18 protein-coding genes are annotated in these 25,443 nt (G+C 47.0%); 13 read left to right on the forward strand and 5 right to left on the reverse strand.

Annotated elements, in window-relative coordinates; all coding sequences use genetic code 11:
- Positions 1 to 1,710 precede the first annotated feature (1,710 nt).
- Entirely contained in the window at positions 1,711 to 2,769 is a 1,059-nt protein-coding gene (ansB, locus tag MO387_RS15620; RefSeq protein ID WP_242326372.1) for an L-asparaginase 2, read from the reverse strand.
- A gap of 556 nt (positions 2,770 to 3,325) precedes the next feature.
- Between ansB and aspA the strand changes: the two genes are divergently transcribed.
- From aspA to MO387_RS15650, 6 genes are all read left to right on the forward strand, one after another.
- Positions 3,326 to 4,765, forward strand: coding sequence for an aspartate ammonia-lyase (gene aspA / locus MO387_RS15625; protein WP_242326373.1), 1,440 nt, complete (start codon positions 3,326 to 3,328; stop codon positions 4,763 to 4,765).
- A 114-nt stretch (positions 4,766 to 4,879) separates the two neighbouring features.
- Positions 4,880 to 6,181, forward strand: a complete 1,302-nt coding sequence (locus tag MO387_RS15630) for an anaerobic C4-dicarboxylate transporter (RefSeq protein WP_006083147.1) — start codon at positions 4,880 to 4,882, stop codon at positions 6,179 to 6,181.
- A 139-nt stretch (positions 6,182 to 6,320) separates the two neighbouring features.
- Positions 6,321 to 7,046: a fumarate reductase cytochrome b subunit gene (locus tag MO387_RS15635; RefSeq protein ID WP_006086136.1), complete on the forward strand. Its 726-nt coding sequence runs from the start codon at positions 6,321 to 6,323 to the stop codon at positions 7,044 to 7,046.
- Positions 7,047 to 7,197: 151 nt separating this feature from the next.
- Positions 7,198 to 9,207, forward strand: coding sequence for a fumarate reductase flavoprotein subunit (locus tag MO387_RS15640; protein WP_006083149.1), 2,010 nt, complete (start codon positions 7,198 to 7,200; stop codon positions 9,205 to 9,207).
- Positions 9,204 to 9,929, forward strand: coding sequence for a fumarate reductase iron-sulfur subunit (locus tag MO387_RS15645; RefSeq protein ID WP_107402682.1), 726 nt, complete (start codon positions 9,204 to 9,206; stop codon positions 9,927 to 9,929). Before MO387_RS15640 ends, MO387_RS15645 begins: the two co-directional genes overlap by 4 nt.
- A gap of 230 nt (positions 9,930 to 10,159) precedes the next feature.
- A complete protein-coding gene (locus MO387_RS15650) occupies positions 10,160 to 11,227 on the forward strand; it encodes a porin (RefSeq protein ID WP_242326374.1) in 1,068 nt (355 codons plus the stop codon).
- Between the two features lie 154 nt (positions 11,228 to 11,381).
- Here the strand turns inward: MO387_RS15650 and ssb are convergent, their stop codons facing one another.
- Together ssb and MO387_RS15660 are read right to left on the reverse strand one after the other, a co-directional pair.
- A complete protein-coding gene (ssb, locus tag MO387_RS15655) occupies positions 11,382 to 12,086 on the reverse strand; it encodes a single-stranded DNA-binding protein (protein ID WP_006083192.1) in 705 nt (234 codons plus the stop codon).
- Positions 12,087 to 12,195: 109 nt separating this feature from the next.
- On the reverse strand, positions 12,196 to 13,563 hold the full coding sequence (locus MO387_RS15660) for an MFS transporter (protein WP_006083193.1): 1,368 nt from the start codon (positions 13,561 to 13,563) through the stop codon (positions 12,196 to 12,198).
- Between the two features lie 415 nt (positions 13,564 to 13,978).
- Between MO387_RS15660 and uvrA the strand changes: the two genes are divergently transcribed.
- The 5 genes from uvrA (at position 13,979) to MO387_RS15685 (ending at position 21,324) form a co-directional block, all read left to right on the forward strand.
- The gene (uvrA, locus tag MO387_RS15665; RefSeq protein WP_012586712.1) at positions 13,979 to 16,861 is read left to right on the forward strand and encodes an excinuclease ABC subunit UvrA; all 2,883 of its coding nucleotides are present in this window, start codon (positions 13,979 to 13,981) and stop codon (positions 16,859 to 16,861) included.
- A 419-nt stretch (positions 16,862 to 17,280) separates the two neighbouring features.
- Positions 17,281 to 18,477, forward strand: coding sequence for a M20/M25/M40 family metallo-hydrolase (locus MO387_RS15670; RefSeq protein WP_242326375.1), 1,197 nt, complete (start codon positions 17,281 to 17,283; stop codon positions 18,475 to 18,477).
- Positions 18,478 to 18,671: 194 nt separating this feature from the next.
- A complete protein-coding gene (locus MO387_RS15675; RefSeq protein WP_006083196.1) occupies positions 18,672 to 20,594 on the forward strand; it encodes a DEAD/DEAH box helicase in 1,923 nt (640 codons plus the stop codon).
- A gap of 141 nt (positions 20,595 to 20,735) precedes the next feature.
- Positions 20,736 to 20,891, forward strand: coding sequence for a hypothetical protein (locus MO387_RS15680; RefSeq protein ID WP_157600311.1), 156 nt, complete (start codon positions 20,736 to 20,738; stop codon positions 20,889 to 20,891).
- A 67-nt stretch (positions 20,892 to 20,958) separates the two neighbouring features.
- On the forward strand, positions 20,959 to 21,324 hold the full coding sequence (locus MO387_RS15685) for a DUF6677 family protein (protein ID WP_011847890.1): 366 nt from the start codon (positions 20,959 to 20,961) through the stop codon (positions 21,322 to 21,324).
- On the opposite strand, the gene MO387_RS15690 is transcribed toward MO387_RS15685, so the two are convergent.
- Positions 21,321 to 21,935 carry an HAD family hydrolase gene (locus MO387_RS15690; RefSeq protein WP_242326376.1) on the reverse strand — a complete coding sequence of 205 codons (615 nt, stop codon included), beginning with the start codon at positions 21,933 to 21,935 and terminating at the stop codon, positions 21,321 to 21,323. The two genes, MO387_RS15685 and MO387_RS15690, sit on opposite strands and share 4 nt — an antisense overlap.
- A 29-nt stretch (positions 21,936 to 21,964) precedes the next feature.
- Positions 21,965 to 22,939 carry a DMT family transporter gene (locus MO387_RS15695; protein WP_242326377.1) on the reverse strand — a complete coding sequence of 325 codons (975 nt, stop codon included), beginning with the start codon at positions 22,937 to 22,939 and terminating at the stop codon, positions 21,965 to 21,967.
- Positions 22,940 to 23,258: 319 nt separating this feature from the next.
- On the opposite strand from MO387_RS15695, the gene MO387_RS15700 reads away from it, so the two are divergent.
- Together MO387_RS15700 and MO387_RS15705 are read left to right on the forward strand one after the other, a co-directional pair.
- Positions 23,259 to 24,062: a hydratase gene (locus MO387_RS15700; protein WP_242326378.1), complete on the forward strand. Its 804-nt coding sequence runs from the start codon at positions 23,259 to 23,261 to the stop codon at positions 24,060 to 24,062.
- Between the two features lie 253 nt (positions 24,063 to 24,315).
- On the forward strand, positions 24,316 to 25,428 hold the full coding sequence (locus tag MO387_RS15705; RefSeq protein WP_242326380.1) for an energy transducer TonB: 1,113 nt from the start codon (positions 24,316 to 24,318) through the stop codon (positions 25,426 to 25,428).
- Positions 25,429 to 25,443: the final 15 nt, after the last annotated feature.

The following is a 25,443-nucleotide window of genomic DNA, read 5'->3' on the forward strand; positions in this document are numbered from 1 at the left end:
ACCAGTACTCGTCTGTTAACATTGTTCTTGGCATGATGGGTTGTCATGGTTAGTTTTTGGCGAAAGTAATTATACCAGCCCATCATGCTGTCTAATAATCCATCACGAAAGATCAACAAGCCCTAGTTTCTCCTGCATTTTTTGCTAAATTATTATATATACGGAATATTAGAAATGTTCAGCAATCCTTTTACTTTCACCTTTGCTAAATTTCACATTGAATAGTCGAAAAGCAAAACTCCATCATCATACAGTGATAGAAATGTCATCAAGCAACTCACTAATAACAGCATTAAAATACACAATAACTAATTGAATTTAGTTAACTTTAAACAATTAGAAAGCAGGTTATGCTCATCGTTCTGCTATTGAATACCTGTAAATATATAGTTTAAATATTATATTGTTGCAATTCGTCAGTATTAATCATGAAAAAAACATCACCATACTTCAACATTCAACATTCAACATTCAACATTCAACATTCAACATTCAACATTCAACATTCAACATTCAACATTCAACATTCAACATTCAACATTCAACATTCAACAACTTACGCTAGATTAAAAATATAAAAACCTTAATAAATAATAAGTTGAATAGATGTATCTTAAAATGATACCTAGATACTCTCTGCTAAGAATAAAAGATAGATATCATCATCTCAATCCTAGACCAAAAAAGTGGGGGGATTTACGATTTTGGCTTTATGCTCTTACCTCTTCATGACAACTCCGAAGCTATATGGCTCTAAGAAAAAAAAGGATACATATAACTCTTTTATTACAAATTCAGCGGCAGGAGATAGAAACAAGTCATAACGACACTCATGCTATGAGTTCACATGGACATGCAAGCAGCATTTAACAGCATAATTCTCATCGTCGAACCTCTACGAATGAGTGAAATTGTGTGTCGTAGGAATAATATAATTTTAGTTGAGATTGCAATTATAAGTTTTCACCTGATAACAAATAGCTAGGTTATACATTTAAAATAAAACCCTCTACTTTTTGCTTTCCCTTTACAATAACCATTAACAGTAATTTATCCGTTTTTATTTTAACCAAAGAAATAGCCACATAAAAAAATGGTATCAATAAATAGCTCTTGGATAAGAGTTGACTCTAAATCACTATACTTTTACAGAATACTTGTTACCTTGATAAATCAACTAAAAAATACAATCGAAGAACATATAGCAAAAAACAATTACAAACAAACCAAATACTTAAATGTAAATTAACTGATAAACTCACCATCTTTACTTTTGAAAAATCGAAAAGAAATTGGCTAACGATGTGGATAAATTGTCATATGATAGACATCATCGAGATCATAGTAAATTTTGTAATTTTAAAGCATCAACATAAGACATGAAGCTTAATTATAAATACGAGACGTAAATATACTTTAGGTTATATAATAATACTAAAAAAACATAACATCCTTAATATATAGTTTTACTCAATCACGAATCAAGTTTTATATTCACAGTAAATTATCAATACTCAACGTTACAGCTAGGCTGTATCAAGCTGCGATTAATAATATAGGATAAACCGTTCAAAATGGATCACCGAGACTATTCTCTAAGGCTTTTATTGAAGACCTCAAGCTCTGCCGATAAAAAAGCCAGTCGGATGTTGCCGCTGGCTTATCTAGCAAACATCAATCTTATTAAGTATTAGCCACTCAACTGAGATCCTAAAACTGTTGAAACCAACGTTGGATCTGCTGTGGATCTTTGCTTTTCGTTAAAGATAGCATCAACAATATACGGGCTTTTTGCGGGTTCAGATTACCTGCTGCAATAAAACCGTATTTAGCATCATCTATCTCAGCATCGAGTGTCGTTGCACCAGTGGGCACTCGGCTAGAGCGAACGACTAAGGTGCCTTTTTGACTCGCTTTAGCTAAAACATCGAATATAGAGTGGTAGATATTACCGTTACCCACACCGGCACTGACTATGCCATCAAAACCCGCTTCAACCATGGTTTTGGCTGGTAAATCACTGGCATTGGCGTAGTTATACACTATGCCTACCTGCGGTAACTTGTCGAGTTTGCTGACATCAAAAGGCGTTTGCGTAGTATGTTGACGCTCAGTATTACCCATATATTCAATCTTGCTGTTATGGATCACGCCAAGCGGGCCAAAGTTAGGCGCAGCAAAGGTATGCACACCTGTGGTATTAGTCTTAGTGACGTCGCGGGCGTTCAATACGGTATCGTTCATCACCACTAATACGCCTCGACCTTTAGATTCAAGGTTCGCGGCGGTCGCGACGGCGTTATACAGATTCATCGGACCATCGGCGCTCATGGCGGTTGATGGACGCATAGCGCCAACCAGTACCACAGGTTTATCGCTCTTGATGGTGAGGTTTAGAAAATAAGCGGTTTCTTCTAAGGTGTCGGTGCCGTGAGTGATGACGATACCGTCGACCTCTTTATCGGCCAGTAACAGATTGATGCGCTTGGCTAACGCTAGCCAAACTTTATCGTTCATGTCCTGCGAACCGATTTTAACCAGTTGCTCACCTTGAATATCGGCAAGCTGTTTCATTTCAGGCACGGCCGCAATTAAGCTACTAATACCCACTTCACCAGCCTGATAGTTAGACTCAGTGGCCGATTGCCCTACTCCGGCAATGGTGCCACCCGTGGCAATGATCCGTACCTGTGGAAGCGCCTGCGCCGCAGAGGAGAGAACTAACCCTAAGGTGATCGAGAGCAAGAGCTTACGCATTGAAAAATTCATGCTTACATCCTTTTATTAATAATAAACGCTCCACAGTGTGCACTATTATTTAAGTCTAACCGTGATAATTCTCACTAAAATGAAATAACAAATTTAGCGTTATCTAATTGATTATTTAAAACTTAAATAAAACACTATGCATTTATTATTGAGTAGATTTAACTAATCAATGATTATTCGCGATTGATAAAGTGGAAATTAAATAGCGTACGGTTTATTTAAATTCAAAAACACCCTGAGTAAATATGTCGCCTATTGGTTAACGAATAACAAATCCATAGCTAATTTGCATCAAAAAGTAATAGCTCACACTAGCTAACCGAGTTGAGATGCTTATCTAATAAACAAAACAAATCTACCATTTCAAACAGTTAAGTGATCCCCATCTAAATCCTGTTATTGCCAAAGCGTTAAGATCTGTGTCGATAGTCAAGGAGACGATTCTCCTTCATGTTTTCGATGAGTTATTTTTGAAGTGTTACGCATACTTATGTACGCACCACAACTCAATACTCGGAGATATATCTTACTATTAACCGGATTTAATAGGATCGAAATGAAAGATACTAATAGCGTACGGATCGAAGAAGATTTATTGGGAACGAAAGAAGTGTCCAATGAATTTTATTACGGCATACATACATTACGTGCCATCGAAAACTTTAAGCTGAGTAATCAAAAAATTTCCGATGTACCTGAATTAGTCCGTGGCATGATGCTAACAAAGAAAGCAGCTGCCATGGCCAATAGCGAATTAGGCGCTGTAAGTCCTGAAATCGCTGACAAGATTATTGAAGCGTGCGATCTGATACTCACAACGGGCCGATTTGTGGATCAATTCCCAGTCGACGTGTATCAAGGGGGCGCAGGCACTTCAATCAACATGAATACCAATGAGGTATTAGCCAACGTTGCACTGGAGATCATGGGGCTTGAAAAAGGCCGTTACGATGTCATCAATCCTAATGACCATGTCAACAAGTGCCAATCGACCAACGATGCCTATCCAACAGGCTTCCGTATTGCGGTCATCAACAGTACCGATATTCTGCTAGATGCATTAACTGACCTTATCAGTGCCTTCGACACTAAAGCCGCAGAGTTTAAAACCGTCTTAAAAATGGGCCGCACTCAGTTGCAAGATGCCGTGCCTATGACCCTAGGCCAAGAGTTTCATGCCTTTGCTGTCACACTGCGAGAAGAAATTAAGTCCATCAAGCGTTGCCAAGAATTGCTGTTAGAAGTGAACTTAGGCGCAACGGCCATTGGCACCGGCCTTAACACGCCAGTGGGTTATTCCTCACTCGCCATTAAACATCTGGCTGAAATCACTGGCCGTGCTTATGTGCCAGCGGAAGATTTAATCGAAGCGACCTCCGACTGTGGTGCCTACGTCATGCTGCACAGTGCGATTAAGCGCATGGCGATTAAAATGTCCAAGATTTGTAATGACCTACGCTTACTGTCATCGGGTCCACGTACAGGTCTGAAGGAAATCAATCTGCCTGAATTACAAGCGGGTTCTTCTATCATGCCAGCTAAGGTTAACCCTGTGATCCCTGAGGTCGTCAATCAGGTTGCCTTTAAGATTGTCGGCAACGATATCACTATCACTATGGCCGCCGAAGCGGGCCAGTTACAGCTTAACGTCATGGAACCTGTGATTGGTCAGGCGATGTTTGAGTCACTCAGTTTAATGGGTAATGCCTGTATCTCCCTACGTGAGAAATGCGTTGAAGGTATCACTGCAAACCCAGAGATCTGCATGGCCCATGTGATGAACTCCATCGGGATCGTGACCTACCTTAACCCCATCATCGGCCACCATGAGGGTGACATCATCGGCAAGATTTGCGCCCAAACGGGTAAAAATGTCCGTGAAGTGGTACTCGAACGCGGTTTGTTAACGGTTGAAGAACTCGATGACATTCTCTCGATTGAAAACCTGATGAATCCTAAGTATCAAGCTAAACGCAGCAGCAAAGCCAAAGTGTAACTCAGTGGGGCTGGGGAGCCTTCCCCAGCCCAAAACTCGATGATTCAAGAATAAGCCAGCGCATAGTGAATATGCGCAGGCTATTGAAATTAAAAACAAAATAGAGTTAACACTATGATTATATTAGAGATAATTATCGTACTCGGGGCCATTTACCTAGGTGCAAGGATGGGTAGCATGGGAGTCGGCTTTGCGGGCGGTGTCGGGGTACTGATACTGACCGCAGGGATGGGACTCAAACCGGGCAATATTCCGATTGATGTGATCCTCATCATTATGTCGGTTATCACCGCGATTGCGGCCATGCAAGTATCAGGAGGGATGGATTATTTAGTCTCACTGGCAGAAAAATTATTACGTAAGCATCCAAAACAAATCACTTTTCTGGCACCTGTAGTCACTTATTTCATGACACTCTTTGCTGGAACAGGCCACACCGCATTCTCAACCTTACCTGTTATTGCCGAAGTCGCAAAAGAGCAAGGTATTCGTCCCTCTCGTCCTCTTTCTATCGCCGTTGTCGCGTCCCAAGTTGCCATTACCGCTTCACCGATTTCGGCGGCAGTTGTGTTCTTCTCAGGCATTCTAGAACCCTTTGGCGTGGACTATTTAGTACTGTTAGCCGTATGTATTCCTTCAACTTTCTTAGCCTGTATGGTCGGCGCCGTTGTTGCTAACTTAATGGGTAAAGAGCTGGCTGATGATCCTATTTATCAAGACCGTTTAGCTAAGGGCTTAGTCAAAACACGCGGTAAAACTGAGATCAAGATTAAAGCCGGCGCAAAACGCTCTGTGATGATTTTCTTGCTGGCGATTGCGGCTGTGATGGCCTACGCCACTGCGATATCTGACAAAGTCGGCTTGATTGTTGACCCTGTACTGCCGCGCGACGCCGCCATTATGGTGCTGATGCTCACAGCAGCTGCAGCTATCACGATTTTCTGTAAGTTAGACGCAAGTGAAATCTCCAATGCGGCCACCTTTAAATCGGGCATGTCAGCCTGTGTCTGTGTGTTAGGTGTGGCTTGGTTAGGCGATACCTTAGTGTCGAATCATATTGAGGAAATCAAAGATTTAGCAGGCACCTTACTGCAAAGTCAGCCTTGGTTATTGTCGGTCACCCTGTTCTTTGCCTCCATGTTGCTCTACTCCCAAGGCGCAACCACTAAGGCACTGATGCCTGCGGCCTTAGCCATTGGCGTGAGTCCTTTAACTGCCGTAGCCTCTTTCGCCGCCGTCAGCGCGCTGTTTGTATTGCCTACTTATCCCACGCTACTAGCTGCGGTTGAGATGGATGATACCGGCTCGACGCGGATTGGTAAGGCGGTATTTAACCATCCGTTCCTGGTCCCTGGCGTAGTAACGATTGCCACCAGCGTGGCATTGGCCTTCCTGTTTGGCGGCATGATGCTGTAGCGCAACTTTACCCAAAGTGTTCTAAGGGCTAATGCCAATAATTGGATTAACCCTCTTCTTTTAATCTGGATCTAAAGACTTTGTGTTGGCGTGATGCAGGTACATTCACGCCACCACAAACCTGGTAAGAGGTGAATTAATGTCAGCGAAAACGCGTGTTCCTACCGCCATTAACGGCGGACCATTTGGCCAAGCCTGGTCGGCTAAAGCAGACTGCTTACAAAGTGCGACAGGGCTTATATTGGGTATTTTCCTGTTATTTCATATGCATTTCGAGGCGAGCATTTTATTTGGTAAAGAAACCTTCTTTCACATGGTGCAATTCTTAGAAGGCAGTATGTTTAGCTCGACGGGTCATGGCTTCCCCATAGTGACCAAGATCATTTCAGTCATTATGCTGGTGATTGTTGCAGTACATGCCGCCACCGCACTACGTCGTTTTCCAGTGCAATTAGGCCAATGGCGAGCGATGCGTGGCTTCATGTCGAGTATCAAGCATAGAGATACCCAAGCATGGTTTTGGCAGATGATCACCGGTTTCTTACTGTTTTTCTTAGTGTCAGCCCATCTTGCCACTATGATTTTAAACCCTGATATTGGCCCTCACCTTTCGGCCGAACGGGTTTACCACGATAACGCTTGGCTCTTATATGTGGTGTTTTTACCTATCGTGTTATTCCACGGCATCGTTGGTTTATACCGAGTGATATTAAAGTGGGGTGTGAGTAGTAACCGCCCACTTATCCGCACTATAGCGCAAGTATTGATCGTCTATTTATTGTGTTTAGGCACATTAAGCCTAGTGACCTATATCAATATTGGTATCGAATTAGTTCTGCCAGTACAACCGTTTATTCCTCAGTAATGGGCATGACGCTATCGGCGCACTTAGCCTGTATAGCAAGACAAACAACATACGGATCCTCCTCTGATACATAGTTGCCGCGCATCTATGCCCGAGGAGTGCAATGATAAATCCATGAAATGTTATCTAAATTATTAGATAAGGATCTGATTTGAAAATCATTTATACAGACTCATTAGTCATTGGCGCAGGATTGGCAGGTCTCAGAGTCGCAATTGCCACCAAAGAGCGAGGCCTAGATACCTTAGTGCTATCGTTAATTCCCGCAAAACGTTCACATTCGGCCGCCGCACAGGGCGGAATGCAAGCCAGCCTAGGCAATACCGTTAAAGGCATGGGCGATAACGAAGACATTCACTTTCAAGACACAGTCAAAGGTTCTGACTGGGGTTGCGATCAAGACGTCGCCCGCATGTTTGCCCACGTTGCACCGAAAGCGATCCGCGAACTCACCAACTGGGGCGTGCCTTGGTCAAGGATTTCCGCCGGCCCGCGCGAAGTCATCATGAATGCGCAAAGGGTAACGCTCAATGAGGCCGAAGAAGCTCACGGCCTGATCAATGCCCGCGATTTTGGTGGCACTAAAAAATGGCGTACCTGTTACACCGCAGACGGCACTGGCCACTCTTTGCTGTATGCAGTGGATAACCAAGCTATTTCTATGGGCATTCCAGTACACGAACGGATTGAAGCCCTGTCGCTTATCCATGACGGCAAGCGCTGCCATGGCGTGATTGCCCGCTGTTTAGTCACAGGTGAACTGCGCGCTTATGTGGCCAAATCCACCACCATCGCCACCGGCGGTTATGGCAAGATTTATGAAATATCGACCAATGCCACCATCTGCGAAGGCATAGGCCAAGCGTTAGCACTCGACACAGGTGTCGCCACCTTAGGCAATATGGAAGCGGTGCAGTTTCACCCCACCGCCATAGTGCCCGCGGGGATCCTTACCACTGAAGGGTGTCGTGGTGATGGCGGTATTCTGCGTGATAAAGACGGCCATCGCTTTATGCCAGATTACGAACCCGAGAAAAAAGAACTCGCCTCTCGTGATGTGGTTTCACGCCGCATGACAGAACACATGCGCAAAGGCAATGGCGTCGAAAGCCCTTATGGCCCACATCTGTGGCTGGATATTACGCAGCTGGGCCGTGAACATATCGAAACTAACCTGCGCGAAGTGAAAGAGATTTGTGATTACTTCCTTGGTATCGATCCTTGCAAAGATTGGATCCCCGTCAGGCCAACCCAGCATTACTCTATGGGCGGCGTACGCACCAATGCCACAGGCGAGAGTCCACAACTCAAGGGGCTGTTCAGCGTCGGAGAAGCGGCCTGTTGGGACATGCACGGCTTTAACCGTTTAGGCGGTAATTCGGTGGCAGAAACTGTGGTCGGCGGCATGATCATCGGCAAATATGTGGCTGATTTTTGTGAGAATAACGATTTAGAAATTGATACTGCGCTGACTCAAAAATTCATCGATAAATTACAGCAAGAAATCGATGGACTGGTCGAAGGCAACGGTACAGAAAACCCCTTCCAAATAAAGAAAGAAATGCAACGCATCATGATGAACTACGTCGGGATCTTCCGTAATGGACCCGAATTAGATAAAGCCATCAAAGGCCTGAAAGACTTACTGCTGCGGGCAAAAAATCTTGGTCTTAAATGTAAAAAACGTCACGCTAATCCTGAGTTAGTCGAAGCGCTACGCGTCACTCGTATGTTGAAAGTGGCTCTCACCGTCGCCTGTGGCGCAGAGGCTCGCACTGAAAGTCGCGGCGCCCATTCACGGGAAGATTACCCACAACGCAATGATAAAGATTGGCTCAACCGCACGCTGGCAACTTGGCCAGATGCCGAGTCACTGGAACCTGTGCTGCGTTATGAAGCGTTAGATGTGATGAAAATGGAGCTACCACCGGGATACCGAGGCTACGGCAACGATAACACTATTGCCCATCCTGATACCGAAAAACGCGTACAAGAAATCAATCAAGTGCTCGCGCGCTTAGGTGACGATCCCGATAGAAACACACTGCAGCGAGCCCTGATGCCATACGAGCTGCCAAGTCATCTGCAGGCTCCCAATGGACGCCTCAGCGATACCTTAGCGATCACTCCAGCCCAACCGGTAGGGAATAAACCACTATGAGCCGTCAAATCAGCTTTAATATCTTCCGCTACGATCCGCAAGATGGCCAAGACAAGCCAAAGATGGAACGTTATCAGTTGACTGAAACACCGGGCATGACAGTGTTTATCGCCTTGAATCAATTGCGTGAACAACAAGATCCCTCACTGCAGTTTGACTTTGTCTGCCGCGCGGGCATCTGTGGCAGTTGCGCCATGGTGATCAATGGTTTCCCCACATTGGCCTGTCGCACGTTAACGGCGAATTATCCCAATGGCGAAATCACCCTAATGCCACTGCCCGGCTTCGAACTGATTGGCGATTTGTCGGTGAACACGGGCAAATTTATGCGCGAATTAGCCGAACGCTTAAAACTCTGGCTGCACCCTAAACCCGATGATCAGGACATTCATCGCCTCGAAAATCCAATGGCACCTGAAGAAGCCGCGCGGATCTATGAGCTAGAACGCTGCGTCGAATGTGGGGTTTGTGTGTCTGCCTGCGCCACCAAACAAATGCGTGACACCTTTGTCGGCGCGGTTGGCATGATGAAAATTGCCCGCTTCGAAATGGATAGCAGAGACAGCCGCAGCGCGGATGATTTCTACCATGTGATTGGCAATCAAGACGGCGTCTTCGGCTGTATGACGCTACTCGGCTGCCAAGATAACTGCCCTAAAAATTTGCCGCACATGCAGCAAATTGCTTACCTGCGCCGCAAAATGGCCGCAAGCATACTCTAGTTTTCCTTAACCTAAAGTTCCGCTGCATTAGCGGGGTTTTAGGGCAACACCTTTCCCAAACCAGCGGGCAAATCATATCTGCCCGCTGCAGATATGCGACGCCTTGCCTCTGAGCGAGACGCCTCCTTGAGCACTATCACAAGTGCAGATCCTTACTACTAGCAGTACTGTTCCATCGGCAACAAAATCCATTAACGGCACGCTAGTAGTTGTTATGTAAGGAAACATAAATGAAGCAGTTCAAACTAACATCAGCCGTGCTTGTGCTGAGCTTTGCCACACCTATCTTTGCTGTTCAAGCCAATGATACCGCTGCAACCAATGACGAGTTACGCACTGAATTACAACAAATTCAGCAAAGACTCGCCATGCTCGAAGCCCAAGAAAAAGAGGCATCGGTTTTATCGGATACTCAGTTTAATTTTTATGGTTCTTTACGCCCGACTTTCGGCCTGACCCACACTAACTCGGACGATGTGTGGGATGTGGGCGATGCGAACTCGCGAATTGGCTTTGCCGCAGAACACCAACTTGGCAATGGCTTAGTCGGGTTTGCGAAAGGGGAATTTAAGGTCGATATCAAAGATGACGGCGACTTTGGCGATGCACGCAAAGCTTATGTCGGATTAAAGGGATTTTTTGGTAGTGTTGCCATAGGTAAACAAGCCGTCACTCAGGAGATCATTTCCGATCCCGTCGACATCTTTAACCGCTCAGGAACCCCACTCGCCTATGACAGTGCGAGCCCCTTCAGACTCAATAACTTAGTGACCTATCGTAAAGAATTTGGCGACCTGTTATTTTCGGCCGATGCACAATTCGATGGCAACAAAGGCAGTGGCGGCAGTGACTTCGTTAACGCGGGTATCCGTTATAAAACCGACCTAATCTATATAGCCGCGGCTTTTTATAACAAAGAGTTAGACGACGGCAAAGATGAGAACACTGTCGGCGTCACCCTAGCAAAAAGTTTCAATGACTTGTACCTCGCGGCGGCCTATCAAAACATTGAAAAAGACGACGTCGATGGAACCACATTGGATGGCTCAACACTCGATGTGGTCGCCTGCTACCCCATCACTGACAGCTATAAAATCAAGCTGGGCGTGTCCAGATACGACGATGGTGGCAATGACATCACCTCTGCTAAATACAACGCCTATAACACTACGCTTGAGTGGCATAAAACACCGCAATTCAGCACCTTCATCGAATATCAAAAGACAGATTTTGAATACCGCGAAACCAATGACCAGATCATGCTGGGCATGCGTTATAACTTCGATTACACGTTCTAGGTTTTATCTCAAGCGTATAGTCATGTAAATGAAGGGTTTAACGGCTTCACGGCATAAAGACTAAAAACATAAAGACCAGAAACAACAAAGCCACGACTCGCGTGGCTTTGTTCATTTAAGACGATACCGTCTTTACACTTCGATAAATCCCAAATTAGAACGGAATATCGTCATCCCAGCCATCATCCAAATCTGGAGTGAAGTTTTGCTGTGGTTGTGGTGCAGGACGTTGTGCCGGAGCTGCTGGCGCTTGGTAAGCAGGCGCTGGAGCGGCTTGTGGCTTAGGCGCATAACCACCTTGTTGTGGTTGAGCTTGTTGCTGTCCATATTGCTGCTGAGCAGGTGCTGGCGCAGCATATTGTTGCTGAGCTGGCGCTTGGTAAGCAGGTGCAGCTTGAGGGGCTGGCGCATATTGATTTTGCGCTGGTGCCGCTTGTTGTGGTGCAGATTGGTAACCTGCGTTTTGTGGCATGCCGCCGCCCATTGGCGCGCCTTGTGCTTGGCCACCTTGACCACGGCTACCTAGCATTTGCATGCTACCGCTTTGATCGATAACCACTTCAGTGCTGTAACGGTCTTGACCGCTTTGGTCTTTCCACTTACGGGTTTGCAGTTTACCTTCAAGGTAAACCTGTGAACCTTTACGCAGGTATTCACCTGTAATTTCAGCTAATTTGCCGAACAGAACCACACGGTGCCATTCAGTACGCTCTTGCTGTTGACCTTGTTGGTCTTTCCACGATTCGCTGGTCGCAACTGTGATGTTAGCGACTGCATTACCGTTTGGCATATAACGCACTTCTGGATCTTGTCCCAAATTGCCAACCAAAATTACCTTGTTAACACCACGACTGGCCATTGAAATCTCCTGCGATTCTTTAAATAATCTATTAATTCAGTATGTTGTTTATCTGTGTCGCCATAGAGGAAAATCAGCTTCCCCAAATACCACACGGCAGACCCAGATATTATTGAGCAGAGCCTAACACAGCTCGTGCTTCTCTTAAATCGAAATGCTCATCAACCTTTAAGTAAGCCACTTTCTCGTCCAACACGACGATCGCTTCGACGACGCCCATGAGCTGTGATAACTGAGCCGCCATATCCCGCGCTTGTGCCTTGTCTTTGACTTCGGCTTCTAAGGTGTAACTCTTTAACAGCACGGGATTTTCCATGCCCAATGTCAGGAATAACCAAATAGACATTAAGATCACAGCAACGATAAACACCCCGACCGCGCCCACTAATTGGAAGGCGCCACCGCCCAGCATACCACCACAAAAGGCCCCTAAAAACTGGCTAGTGGAATACACGCCCATGGCCGAGCCTTTTTCACCGACGGGGCAAAATTTGGCAATCAAACTGGGCAATGAAGCTTCTAAATAGTTAAAGCCAGTGAAAAACAGCACCACGGCAAAACTCAACACCCATAAGTTGTTAGAGAATAAAGCCATCGCCAACAGCGCCACTATCATGATCACTAAGGCGATTTGGAACATAGCTTTAGTATTCTTACGTTTAACCCCAATGATAATTAACGGCACCATCAGGAAAAACGCGCCCACAAAAGCAGGGAAATACAGCATCCAGTGTTTTTCTTTCACGAGCCCCGCATCCACCAGATCCAGCGGCAAGGCCACAAATACTGCGGTTAACACTAAATGCAGAATAAAGATCCCCGCATCGAGTCTAAACAACTGGGGATCGGTCAACATACGCTTGAGTCTGGCAGGCGTGGCTAACGTATCGCCCTTAGGCGCGTGGGAAATCGGATTCGGTACTAAAAATTGCACGATCAACATGCCCGTCACAGCGAGAATCGCCGTGAGGAAGAACAGGCCTGATAAGCCCACATGTTGTGCCACAATCGGGCCGACCAGTAAGGACAGCGCAAAAGAGCCGCCGATACACATACCAATAATCGCCATGACCTTAGTACGCTGTTCGTCGCGGGTTAAATCCGCTGCCAGCGCCAACACGGCAGCGGCAATCGCGCCCATGCCCTGCACTGCTCGACCAAACACCACGCCGTAAATCGAATCAGCGTTGGCGGCAATCAAGCTACCAATGGCAAAAAGCACCAGACCGATAAGGATAATCGGCTTGCGACCATATTTGTCAGATAAAATCCCCATAGGGATTTGCAGCACAGCTTGAGTCAGACCGTAGGCGCCGATAGCAATACCGACCCACAGCGGCGAGAAGCCTTCGAGGTGCTGACCATAAAGTGCAAAGACGGGCATGATCATAAACAAGCCCATCATGCGTAAACCAAATACACTGGCTAAAGAAAACGCGACTTTTTTCTCAGTACCCGAAAGTCCGTTGTTACCCATGATTTTGCCCTGGATTGAAGTCTTTTAAGGGGCGCATGTTACCACACCCAAAAGGATTTGCTCAAAAGGAAATAGTGGCCTAAACCACTGCCTGTACAGTTAACTTTTATCCCGATTATCACAGACCTATATTGACCGTGCTCGGGTTAACATGTTTATTTTTCTGCCCTATTTAACGCTCAGGCACAGGGAAACGAGTCTAACATAGTGTTCACATTTGTCCTGTGAGTCAGTACGCAACAACCGCATTAATCTTAGTTAATCCACTCGGTACATAACTGCCACTGTCAGCAAGGTGATTAAAAGCCAGTGCCAGCCCTAGGATTGGTGCCGATCACAGAATCAACTAAACTCAGCCGCGGAACTGTGCGATACTTATGCTCATTTTTTTAAGCATATGGCATTAGAGCGATAGATGGATAAGATTGAAATACGCGGCGCACGCACCCACAATCTCAAGAATATCAACCTGACTATCCCAAGGGATAAACTGATTGTCATCACGGGCTTATCGGGATCTGGCAAATCCTCCCTTGCTTTCGATACTTTATATGCCGAAGGCCAGCGACGTTACGTCGAATCCCTGTCAGCCTATGCTCGCCAATTTTTGAGTTTGATGGAAAAGCCCGATGTGGACCATATCGAAGGCTTAAGCCCAGCGATATCCATAGAGCAAAAATCCACTTCCCATAACCCGCGTTCCACCGTGGGTACTATTACCGAAATTTACGATTACCTGCGCTTGATGTTTGCCCGCGTGGGTGAGCCGCGTTGTCCGACACACAATCAACCCTTGGCGGCGCAAACCGTCAGCCAGATGGTCGATAAAGTGTTAGAAATGCCCCAAGACAGCCGCTTGATGCTGCTCGCGCCTGTGGTCAACGCCCGTAAGGGTGAACACGTTAAATTGCTCGAAGGTCTATCGGCGCAGGGTTATATCCGTGCGCGTATTGACGGTGAAGTGTGTGACTTAACCGATCCGCCAACCTTAGATTTACACGTTAAGCACACGATTGAAGTGGTCGTCGACCGCTTTAAAGTGCGTGACGATATCAAGCAACGCTTAGCGGAATCCTTTGAAACCGCACTGGAACTCTCCGGAGGCATCGCGACCGTCGCCACCATGGATGACGACACGGGTACTGGTAAAGCAAAAGGCGAAGAACTGATTTTCTCGGCCAACTTCGCCTGTCCGCACTGCGGTTATTCGATGGCAGAATTAGAGCCAAGGATCTTCTCCTTTAACAATCCAGCCGGCGCGTGCCAAACCTGTGATGGTTTAGGAGTACAACAATTTTTCGATCCTGAGCGCGTGATCAGCAACACTGAGCTGTCACTGGCTGGCGGCGCGATTCGCGGCTGGGATAGACGCAACTTCTACTATTTCCAAATGCTCAGTTCACTCGCCGAACACTATAAGTTCGACGTCGAAGTGCCCTATGAGCAGCTCAGCGAAAAAGTTCGCAAAATCGTCCTGTACGGTTCAGGCAAAGATAGCATTGCCTTTAAGTACATCAACGATCGCGGCGATGTGGTGGTGCGTAATCATCCCTTCGAAGGCATTCTCAACAACATGGACAGGCGCTATCGCGAAACCGAAAGCAACTCGGTACGTGACGAATTAGCCAAGTTTATCAATACCCAAGCCTGCCAAAGCTGTGGTGGTTCGCGTCTGCGCGAAGAAGCTCGTAATGTGTTTTTAGGCGATATCAATCTGCCGCAACTCACCACTTGGTCGATTGGCGAAGCCTTAGATTACTTCGAGAAAGTCGAGTTTAGCGGCCAAAAGGCGCAGATCGCCGAGAAAATTTTAAAAGAAATCCGCGATCGCTTAGGTTTCCTCGTTAACGTGGGCCTCAATTATTTGAGCCTATCTCGCTCGGCAGAAACCCTCTCGGGCGGTGAAGCCCAACGAATTCGACTCGCCAGCCAAATTGGTGCCGGACTTGTCGGCGTGATGTATGTGCTCGACGAACCTTCAATTGGCCTGCATCAAAGGGATAACGAACGTCTGCTGCAAACCCTGATCCACCTCCGGGATTTGGGCAACACAGTAATTGTGGTTGAGCACGATGAAGATGCGATCCGCATGGCGGATCACGTGATCGACATAGGCCCTGGCGCAGGTGTTCATGGCGGCGAAGTGATTTGCGACGGCCCGATTGAGAAAATCATCGCCTGTGAAGAATCAGTCACCGGACAATATATTTCCGGTAAGCGCTGCATTCATATCGATACGCCGCGTATTCCGTTCGACAAAACTCAAGTGATTGAGTTATTTGGCGCGCGTGGCAACAACCTGCGCAATGTGGACTTAACCATACCGATTGGCCTCTTCACTTGTGTAACGGGCGTATCGGGTTCAGGTAAATCAACCTTAATCAACGATACCTTCTTCAAGATCGCCCATAGAATGCTCAACGGTGCGACTGTGGATGAGCCATCACCCTATGATCGTATCGAAGGGATGGAGCTGTGCGACAAAGTGGTCGATATAGACCAAAGCCCGATTGGCCGTACGCCACGCTCTAACCCTGCCACTTATACTGGCATCTTCACCCCAATTCGCGAGATTTTTGCCGGAACCCAAGAGTCACGAACTCGTGGTTATCAAGTCGGCCGCTTCTCCTTTAACGTTAAAGGTGGCCGCTGTGAGGCTTGCCAAGGCGACGGCTTGATCAAGGTCGAAATGCACTTCCTACCCGATGTGTATGTACCTTGTGATTCCTGTAAAGGTAAGCGCTACAACCGCGAAACCTTAGAAGTACGCTATAAAGGCAAGAATATTCACGAAGTACTGCAGATGACAGTGGAAGATGCGCGCACTTTCTTCGATGCCGTACCTGCCATTGCCCGTAAGCTGCAAACTTTGATGGATGTGGGTTTGTCCTATGTGCGCCTCGGCCAAAGTGCGACCACACTTTCGGGCGGCGAAGCCCAAAGGGTGAAACTTGCCAAAGAGCTGTCTAAACGTGACACGGGCCAAACCTTGTATATCTTGGATGAACCGACCACGGGCTTACACTTTGCCGATATCCAATTGCTGCTCGATGTATTGCATCGTCTTAAATCCCACGGCAACACCATTGTGGTGATTGAGCATAATCTGGACGTGATCAAAACGGCGGACTGGATTATCGACTTAGGCCCAGAAGGTGGCGGTGGCGGCGGTATGATTTTAGCCACAGGCACGCCGGAAGAAGTCGCCGAGCATCCAACCTCCCACACGGCACGCTTCTTAAAGCCACTGCTAAAACGGGATATTGAAATGGCAAAGGCCAATAAAGCCAAGGCATAAGTTTCGAGCCCTTGGTCTCAGTACAGTAGAAGCGCAGTCGCATAGGCACTGCGCTTCTTTTTTAGTTCATCATATTAAGTGCAAAGTGCTAGCACTAATTCTAGTACTCGTTTTAAGAGCCAATGCTGACGATTCTGTATTCCAATAAGCCTAAGCTTCTATATAAGCTGCGATATAAGACAAGCTGGCGAATAAGGCCTAAGCTTTCAACATCTAGCCACTTTCTGTAATGGCACAATCAAAATCAGCCACTGACATAAGAACAGTCGACTCACGCAGCATGTCGCCTTGGCTTATATTCGCCCCTCGTTGAATACGGCGCTGGTTAAACTCGACTTAGGTTGAATTCGGATCAGCTTTAAGCAAAGATGACAGTTATCTTCAGGCGAAGGCATCAGCAATAAGGACAAGGAATATCCATGCGTGATAGTACTCAGCTCCCTGTTACCCGCCGTATGTTACCGAGCCTATATCAGTCAATCTGCCTAATCCTAAGCAGCCAAAACCTCAGCGGCATAAATCTAAGCGTTATAAACCTAAGCAGTATAAACCTAGGCCCATCGACCTTATTCCACCATACACGGCTTAGTCAGCGGCTCGCAAACTTCAAAATCCAGCGTCCTATAAAACATCAATCCCAACGATTTGGCATATGCGCACTGGCCTGCTTTGTGGCAGCGACTCTCAGCGGCTGCGCTAACTCACTAGAAACCTGTGCGCGCACTGAGCTTAAACTCACTTGGGCCGAGCGAGCAGAGTTACAAGCGACAGTGACAAGATTAAGCTCGGATGAATTTGAAGGCCGCAAAACCCAAACCCAAGGTGCGGCAAAAAGTCGTGACTATATAAAGCAGCAATTTGAAGATCTCAATTTACAGCCTTGGGGAGCGGACTTTATCGTGCCCTTTGAATACCAAACCTTCTTCACCCAAGAAACCGGCGCCAATGTGGTCGCCACCGCGATGGCGCCAGAGCCGACGAATCGATGGCGTATTATCGTCGCTCACTATGATCACTTAGGCATGAGCGGCAGCAAGATTTACCACGGCGCCGATGATAACGCCTCCGGCGTCGCCGCTATGCTCGCCATTGCCAAACATTGGCAGCAGCAATTTGCCCTGCAACCCAATACCTTGCCTAAGGTGAATCTAATGTTTGTGGCAACCGATGCCGAAGAACCGGGACTCTATGGCAGCATCGCCTTGGTTGAACAACTCAAAACCCGCCTACCAGAGGCGACATTTGAATTAATGATTAACCTCGACATGGTGAGTCATCCCGGTAGGCCCTATGGGATTTACCTTGAAGGCAGCCGAAACTTCACTCAGTTCAATCAATTTAAACCTCTACTTAATCAACAGAACCGCCTTTGCATTAAGCTCACGCATCCAAAACCCGTTGGCCGTAGCATACAAAGTACCGACTGGCTGCGGGCATCGGATCATTATCCCTTCCACAAAGCCAATATCCCTTGGCTGTATTTTGGCGTGCCGACCCATCCCCAATATCACACCCCTGAGGATACCGTCGCGACAATCGACATCACTTTTCTCGCAGCCGTGACTGAGTCAGCATTTGAGTTACTTCAATTAAATGCCGAATATTTAAAGAATTAATGGGAAGTGGCGCGTTTCTTGCTCAGTTTTAGCGAAAAAAATGCAGAAAACAGGTTAAATAGCGTGACTCTGATTGGTAAAGTGCCGTCCATGCTGCTATAATCCGTCGTTCGCGGGAAATCGACACGGGGTTGATTTTCTGTCTGTGAAACTTTAGCGCCATTTCGCGCGCGCATCCACAAGGCTACAACCCAATGTCATCCGATGAAAGAACTTTCCGTGAACTCGGCCTATCCGAGAATTTGTTGCGTGCTCTTGACGAGCTAGGTTATGAAAAACCGACGCCAATCCAATCAGCCAGTATTGATCCACTTATGGCTGGCAAAGATATTTTAGGTCAAGCGCAAACAGGTACAGGTAAAACTGGCGCCTTCGCTTTACCACTATTAAACAAAGTTACCAGCCAAACTACACCGCAAATTTTAGTCTTAGCACCAACACGTGAATTAGCCGTGCAGGTTGCTGAAGCGTTCAGTAGCTATGCCAAATTTATGAAGAATTTCCACGTTCTTCCTATTTATGGCGGACAAAGCATGCAACAACAGTTGAATGCCCTGAAACGCGGCCCACAAGTTATCGTTGGTACGCCAGGTCGTGTTATGGACCATATGCGTCGCGGCACCTTGAAACTCGACTCATTACAAGCTTTAGTGCTAGATGAAGCCGATGAAATGTTAAAAATGGGCTTCATCGATGATATCGAATGGATCCTTGAGCACACGCCAAGCGAGCGCCAACTGGCGTTATTCTCTGCCACTATGCCAGAGCAAATTAAGCGTGTAGCTAACCAGCACTTACGTAATCCTGTACATGTTCGTATCGAATCAAGCCAAACGACGGTTGAGTCAATCGAACAGCGTTTCGTACAAGTATCACAACACAACAAACTTGAAGCTTTAGTACGTGTATTAGAAGTTGAAAACACTGAAGGTGTGATCATATTCGTACGTACTCGTAACTCATGTGTTGAGTTAGCTGAAAAGTTAGAAGCCCGCGGTTACGCTTCATCACCACTACACGGTGACATGAACCAGCAAGCCCGTGAGCGTGCAGTTGACCAACTGAAACGTGGCAAGTTAGACATACTGATCGCGACTGACGTTGCTGCCCGTGGTCTTGACGTTGAGCGTATCGGTCACGTTGTAAACTACGATATTCCGTATGATGCCGAAGCTTATGTACACCGTATTGGCCGTACAGGCCGTGCTGGCCGTACTGGTATGGCGATTCTGTTTGTAACTAGCCGTGAAATGCGCATGCTGCGCACTATCGAGCGTTCAACTAACAGCCGCATTTCACCAATGAAAATCCCAAGCCCAGAGACTGTTGCAGAACGTCGTCTGTCTCGCTTAGGTGAGCAATTGGCTGAAACCATCAACGGCGATTTAGATTTCATGAAAGAAGCTGTTGCTCAATTATGCCAACAGTTAGAAGTCGATACTGATCTGCTAGCCGCTGCATTATTACAGCAAGTTCAACAAGAACGTCCTTTGCAATTGCCAGCAATTCAAGAACGTGCTCGTGATGAACGCAGTGAACGTGCTGAACGTAGCGACCGCGGAAGTGATCGTGGCGACCGTGGTGGTGAGCGTGGTGAACGCAGAAGTCGCGAACCGCGTCCAATGCCAGCAAGCTTAGGCTCAGCTGAAGCGTTGAAAGACAACCCAGATTTGAAAATGTGCCGTTACGTGATCGACGTAGGTCGTGAGAATGGTGTAGGTGTGGGTAACATCGTTGGCGCTATCGCGAATGAAGCTAACATCGACAGCCGTTACATTGGCGCAATCCAACTTTACGATGCAGTGACCACTGTTGACCTGCCAGACGGCATGCCAAAAGACGTGTTACAGCACCTACGTAAAGTACGTGTTTGTGGCAAGCCATTGAACATCCGCGAAGCTGGCGATCAAGTATTTGTTGATTCAGGCCGTAGTGCTCGTTCAGACCGCCCTGCTGGTGACCGTAAACCACGTGGCGATCGTCCAACGGGTGACCGCCCAGCTGGTGACCGTAAGCCACGCGCTGCGTCTACTGGTGACAAGCCATTTGCTGACCGCAAACCACGTGCAGACAAACCTGCCGGTGAGCGTAAGCCACGTAAACCACGTGAAGACTAATCTAGCTTAAGCTAGAGACTAAAAAAGGAGCCTAGGCTCCTTTTTTGTTGGCTTGACATCGCACTAGCTCAAAGCAAACTGGCCAGTTGATATTTCAAGCTGATATAGTCAGTACAAGAATGTCTAGCTTAAGGATATAAAATGGATTTTTTAGCACTGATAACTTACCCATTTATCTCGGCACTTCCCGAACTCGCTAAGTCATGCCACAGAGATAAAACGTTATTAATCATGGTACTTGTCGGTTGCACTCTGTTTGCGGGCTTTATTGGAATGTTAGTCGCAATGGCAAATTAACTTGCAGTTAAGCCAACATGTCTATTAGTGTCGACTTAGTCTTTAGCAACGCATCTAGTGTATTTCGATGAAAAAAGCCCTTACCGCTGGACTATTATCCGCCTTCGTCGCCCCTGGCAGCGGCCATTTTTATCTGCAACATAAACGCAGCGCCTTAGTGTTCTTTGTGCTGGCAATACTGAGTCTCGGCCTGTTGCTGCAACAAGTCATGCAAGTGGCGCAGCTTATCTCGCTGGATATTCAAACTGGCGTTTTGCCGCTGGATATGGGCGTGATTGCGGCCGAAGTGACCAAGCAAACCACGGCAACCATTCGGGATGGTGCGGATAAGCTGATGTACGGATTTATCCTCTGCTGGCTGATTGCCTTATTGGATAGTGTACGCTTGGGACTGAAGCAAGATAAGCAAGATGCAGCCCCAAACAATGCCTAGTCACCCACTGTCCACGCTTCGATAAAGCTATGGTAGCAAGCCACTAGCATGTCGGCGTCGTGGGCATAATCGGGAATAATTTCAGGGCAATATAATGCGCAGCGGCTACCCGCATTACGCGCGGTTTGCAGATCAAACAGATAATCGCCTACATACAGGATATCTGCGGGGGCGAGTTGCCACTGCTGGCAAATAAGATGAATACCTTCGGGATGCGGCTTAGGCTGCGCGTCGTAACGCGTTAATACTAGTTCAATATCTATGCCGAGCTTATCGATAGTGATTTGCGCCGCTTCCGGCATATTGCGGGTCAAAATAGCCAAGGGCAGCGACTTAGCCCGTAGGCATTCGATAAGCTCACGCGCGCCATCAATCCAACTGGCATTGAGTGAGCTTTGTCTCTCGTACTCATGGACGATTTCCAGCGCCTGAGCCTGTGCTTCACCCGCACTCAGGCTATCCACATGGGCCAAGATATCCGTACCAGAATGAATCCCCAACTCACGCCGCAGACCAGCAAAATCGGGATTGGAATGCGCTAAAGTGCCGTCAAGATCGAAGATGACCCCACGGATATCCTTAAGTTTTAAATCGCTGAGTCTAGTGATCACTGGCCTTTCCCATGGATAAAATGTATGCGTTAGACAGCCTGCAAACGCTTCGCCTGACGATTACGATACAGAGGCAGTAATTGTACCACCATCACAGACACAATAATGACGCCAATCCCCAGCAGAGATAATCCATCTAATTCATCGGCATGGAAGACTTCTGGCCACCAGCCAATGCTTACTACCAAAGCAGTGGCACTAAAGCTAAATACTGGCGTTAGGGCCAACATGGCGCTCACCTGTGCCGTCGGCCAGTACTTCATCGACTGCCCAAAACAGCCATAGGCGATCAAGGTATTGGCAGCGCAAAACAGCGCAATCTGCCACTCGAAGCTGTCCATACTGGCAAACTGACTAAAGTCGCTAAAGGGAGCCATTACGAAAATACCTAAGCCATAGATCACTAAAAGCACGTTCGCGGGCGATAAACGATTGAGTAATGATTTTTGCAACAAGGCATAGCTAGTCCACGACAACGCCGAGAACTGGATAATCATTACCCCAATCCAAACCTGATGATTATTGGCACCAGATAAATCCAAATACGGATGGAAAAACATCAACATGCCTAAGGCTAGTGTCGCAAAACAACTGAGCTGCACCGCATTCAGCCGTTCCTTAAAAAACAGCACGCCACCGAAGGCGAGGAAAAAGGGCGAAGTCTGGAAATTCAGCTGGGCAGCACCCGGCGCGAGATAATCGAGAGAGTAAACAAAAGACACATAATTGAGCATCAAAAACACGCCCGCAAGCACTAGCCGTAACCAGACTTTGGCATCGAGCGCCGCAAATTGCTTAAGGCTACCCGCGCTCCATTGGATCAATATGCTGACCACAAGCGCGACCAAAAAACGAAACCACGTCAGGGTGACTGGATCGATAAAAGCCCCTGAAAGCTTCAAGGCTATGGGTAACATGCCCCAAAATACAATCGCAACTGAGATGAAGAGCAGCCCGAGTTGAGCATGATTATTTGCCTGAGGGGCGTTATGGCTAAGGTTCACGGAGATGTCCAGTAGAGACCGCAAAATGGAGCGTCATTCTGGCACTGAGTCAGCACAATATCTAGCAGCACATAATGGAAACATTCGCGTTAGCATGGATACTTTAGCTGACACTTATGTGGGGCAAGTATCAGCATCTTACTATGATTGGAATATTGGCCGCACTCTTGATTCACTTGCAGCAGATTTACTACGAAAGCCAACATTGGCATTTCCAGCGATGGCAATAACCGAGTATATTTGGCCGATTAAATGGCTTCTCTGCCACACTGTTTCTACGTCACGTCTTTCTAGGCTCACTCTTTAAATAGGAAAGTTAATGTCATCTACCGCCACGCTCGAACCAGTTCAAATGCAGATTCATGCCGCAGCAAAGGAACTCGCCGAGCGCCGCGCCGCAGGCACCAGCGGCGATTTACTGATCCCAGAGCTGAGGCCAACGAGCTTCGAACAGGCCTTCGCCATTCAGCAAACCGTGGCTGCCATCTATAAGGCTAACAGTAATCCTATCGCGGCGTGGAAATGCCTAGTACCCTCGGCGGAAAAAACCGTCGTAGCGCCTATTTATCAAAATGATGTGTATCAGCAATCGACCACTTGCCCGCTCTATCCATCGACTAAAGGACTGGCCCGCGTCGAACCTGAACTCGCCTTCGAGATTGCTCGCGATTTACCGCCAAGAACCACGCCTTACACAGAGGCTGAAATCGACGCGGCCTTAGGCCACACTCGCTTAGCCTTGGAATTGATCAAAAGCCGCTACCATACGCCCAGTGAAGCGACGCATTTCGATGCCCTCGCCGATGGCTTAGTCAATCAAGGATTATGGTTAGGGCCAGTGCTAAACCCACTAGCAGATTTAGAGACCAGCTATTTCGAACTCAGCGTTAACATTCACAATGGCGAAACACTGCAAAAATCCGCCATTCATCCTAATGGTTTCCCTAAAGCGGGACTCTACTGGTTAGTTAACTTTCTATCCGCCCAAGGCATTGGCTTAACTCAAGGGCAATATGTGATCACAGGCTCCTACGCGGGCGTCCTCGATCTGCCATTGGCGCAGGTTTGTGACTTTGAATACGGCGCGCTCGGGCAATTTGCCGTGATTTTCACTGCGAAGTGATGGTGGCGAGTAAAAGCACTTGCGGCTAATAGAAGTTATAACGGCTAATAAAGCGACAAAGCACTGATAAATAAGCGAACTCAATTTCAACTGGGCTCGCTTATTTTTAATCTCAACTCTCAACTCTCAATTCTCAGTTATCAGTTATCAGTTATCAGCACTCCCCCAGCATTATTAACAAAAGCCAAACCGACTTGTCCCATAATGCACATCTATGTATCATCTAAATTCATCAATAATAAGGATATATAGAATGTCGCACGGAAAAATGTTGCCCATCGCCTGTCTTCTTGCCCTCACTTTAGGCACATCTCTTAGCGTGCACGCCTCAGAAAATAGTTTTACCAAAGCCTATAGTGTCTATCAAGCCGCCGTAGAAAAAGGCGATGCAGCTAAGATTGAAGCGAGCGCAAAAATCGCTTACCAACTCGGCGAAGCTCAATATGCCAAAGACAGTGTCGACTTAGCTAACCTCGCCTTGAATTGGGCCAGCGCGATAGAGAAGCAAGTTGCACCCTACCCATTTACAGAAAAGAATCTACCCAAAACGGCTAAGGCGAATGAGTTGTATCAGCTCGCTCTGGCTAACTATAAAGTTCATTATGGCAAACAAGCGCTTGAGCTTATCGATCCCTTACTGGGCGCTGCGCAAACCGCCGTCGAAGCCAAAGATGCGAAAGAGGATTTTCTTACTGCTATCGCAATTGCTGAAAAATCCGATAAAAAGAAGCTGATCGCCGATGTAAAAATAGCAGCCTTTAACCGCTTATCTAATACAGAGCTATACACGAAAAGCGTAAGACGCTATGCCTTCGATGCCTATGATATTTATAAAGAGATTTTGCCAGAGAACGCCATAGACAGAGTCAAAGCAACCTTTACTGTTGGCGCTGTTGAATTTGTGGAAAAACATGATAGTAAAGCCGAACCTTTACTGCTGGAAGTGGTTAAACAATTCGACGCACTCAATTTTAGTCATCCCTATGCCTTGAGTGCCCATGCGTATTTAGTCGAACTGTATGAGCGCCAAGGAAAGCGTGACGAATCCACCGCTCACTGTATTGCTATCGGCAAAATGCGTCCTTGGGCCGACGCACAGGAACAACAACCTATTTTCCGTACCGTTCCAGACTATCCAATGTCCTATGCGCAGCGAGGTAAAAGTGGCTGGGTTCAGCTTAAATTTACTGTCGATGAGCATGGCTTCGTCAAAAATCCTGAAATTTTAGCTTCTAAGGGTGGTGCTCTCTTCGAGAAAGAAACACTAAAAATGATAGATAAATGGCGTTACGCACCTAAGTTTGAAAATGGTAAAGCCGTTGAGGCACAAACCACTGTGCAACTGGATTACACAATCAGTCGATAACTCATTACTTCAGCC

The organism is Shewanella sp. N2AIL, assembly GCF_022690845.1.
In the GTDB taxonomy this organism is placed as follows: Bacteria; Pseudomonadota; Gammaproteobacteria; order Enterobacterales; family Shewanellaceae; genus Shewanella; species Shewanella baltica.

Bases quoted from the DNA above. Each gene is read 5' to 3' on its own strand.
- ansB (WP_242326372.1), bottom strand. From the start codon at position 2,769: ATGAATTTTTCAATGCGTAAGCTCTTGCTCTCGATCACCTTAGGGTTA.
- aspA (WP_242326373.1), top strand. From the start codon at position 3,326: ATGAAAGATACTAATAGCGTACGGATCGAAGAAGATTTATTGGGAACG.
- MO387_RS15630 (WP_006083147.1), top strand. From the start codon at position 4,880: ATGATTATATTAGAGATAATTATCGTACTCGGGGCCATTTACCTAGGT.
- MO387_RS15635 (WP_006086136.1), top strand. From the start codon at position 6,321: ATGTCAGCGAAAACGCGTGTTCCTACCGCCATTAACGGCGGACCATTT.
- MO387_RS15645 (WP_107402682.1), top strand. From the start codon at position 9,204: ATGAGCCGTCAAATCAGCTTTAATATCTTCCGCTACGATCCGCAAGAT.
- MO387_RS15650 (WP_242326374.1), top strand. From the start codon at position 10,160: ATGAAGCAGTTCAAACTAACATCAGCCGTGCTTGTGCTGAGCTTTGCC.
- ssb (WP_006083192.1), bottom strand. From the start codon at position 12,086: ATGGCCAGTCGTGGTGTTAACAAGGTAATTTTGGTTGGCAATTTGGGA.
- MO387_RS15660 (WP_006083193.1), bottom strand. From the start codon at position 13,563: ATGGGTAACAACGGACTTTCGGGTACTGAGAAAAAAGTCGCGTTTTCT.
- uvrA (WP_012586712.1), top strand. From the start codon at position 13,979: ATGGATAAGATTGAAATACGCGGCGCACGCACCCACAATCTCAAGAAT.
- MO387_RS15670 (WP_242326375.1), top strand. From the start codon at position 17,281: ATGCGTGATAGTACTCAGCTCCCTGTTACCCGCCGTATGTTACCGAGC.
- MO387_RS15675 (WP_006083196.1), top strand. From the start codon at position 18,672: ATGTCATCCGATGAAAGAACTTTCCGTGAACTCGGCCTATCCGAGAAT.
- MO387_RS15680 (WP_157600311.1), top strand. From the start codon at position 20,736: ATGGATTTTTTAGCACTGATAACTTACCCATTTATCTCGGCACTTCCC.
- MO387_RS15685 (WP_011847890.1), top strand. From the start codon at position 20,959: ATGAAAAAAGCCCTTACCGCTGGACTATTATCCGCCTTCGTCGCCCCT.
- MO387_RS15700 (WP_242326378.1), top strand. From the start codon at position 23,259: ATGTCATCTACCGCCACGCTCGAACCAGTTCAAATGCAGATTCATGCC.
- MO387_RS15705 (WP_242326380.1), top strand. From the start codon at position 24,316: ATGTCGCACGGAAAAATGTTGCCCATCGCCTGTCTTCTTGCCCTCACT.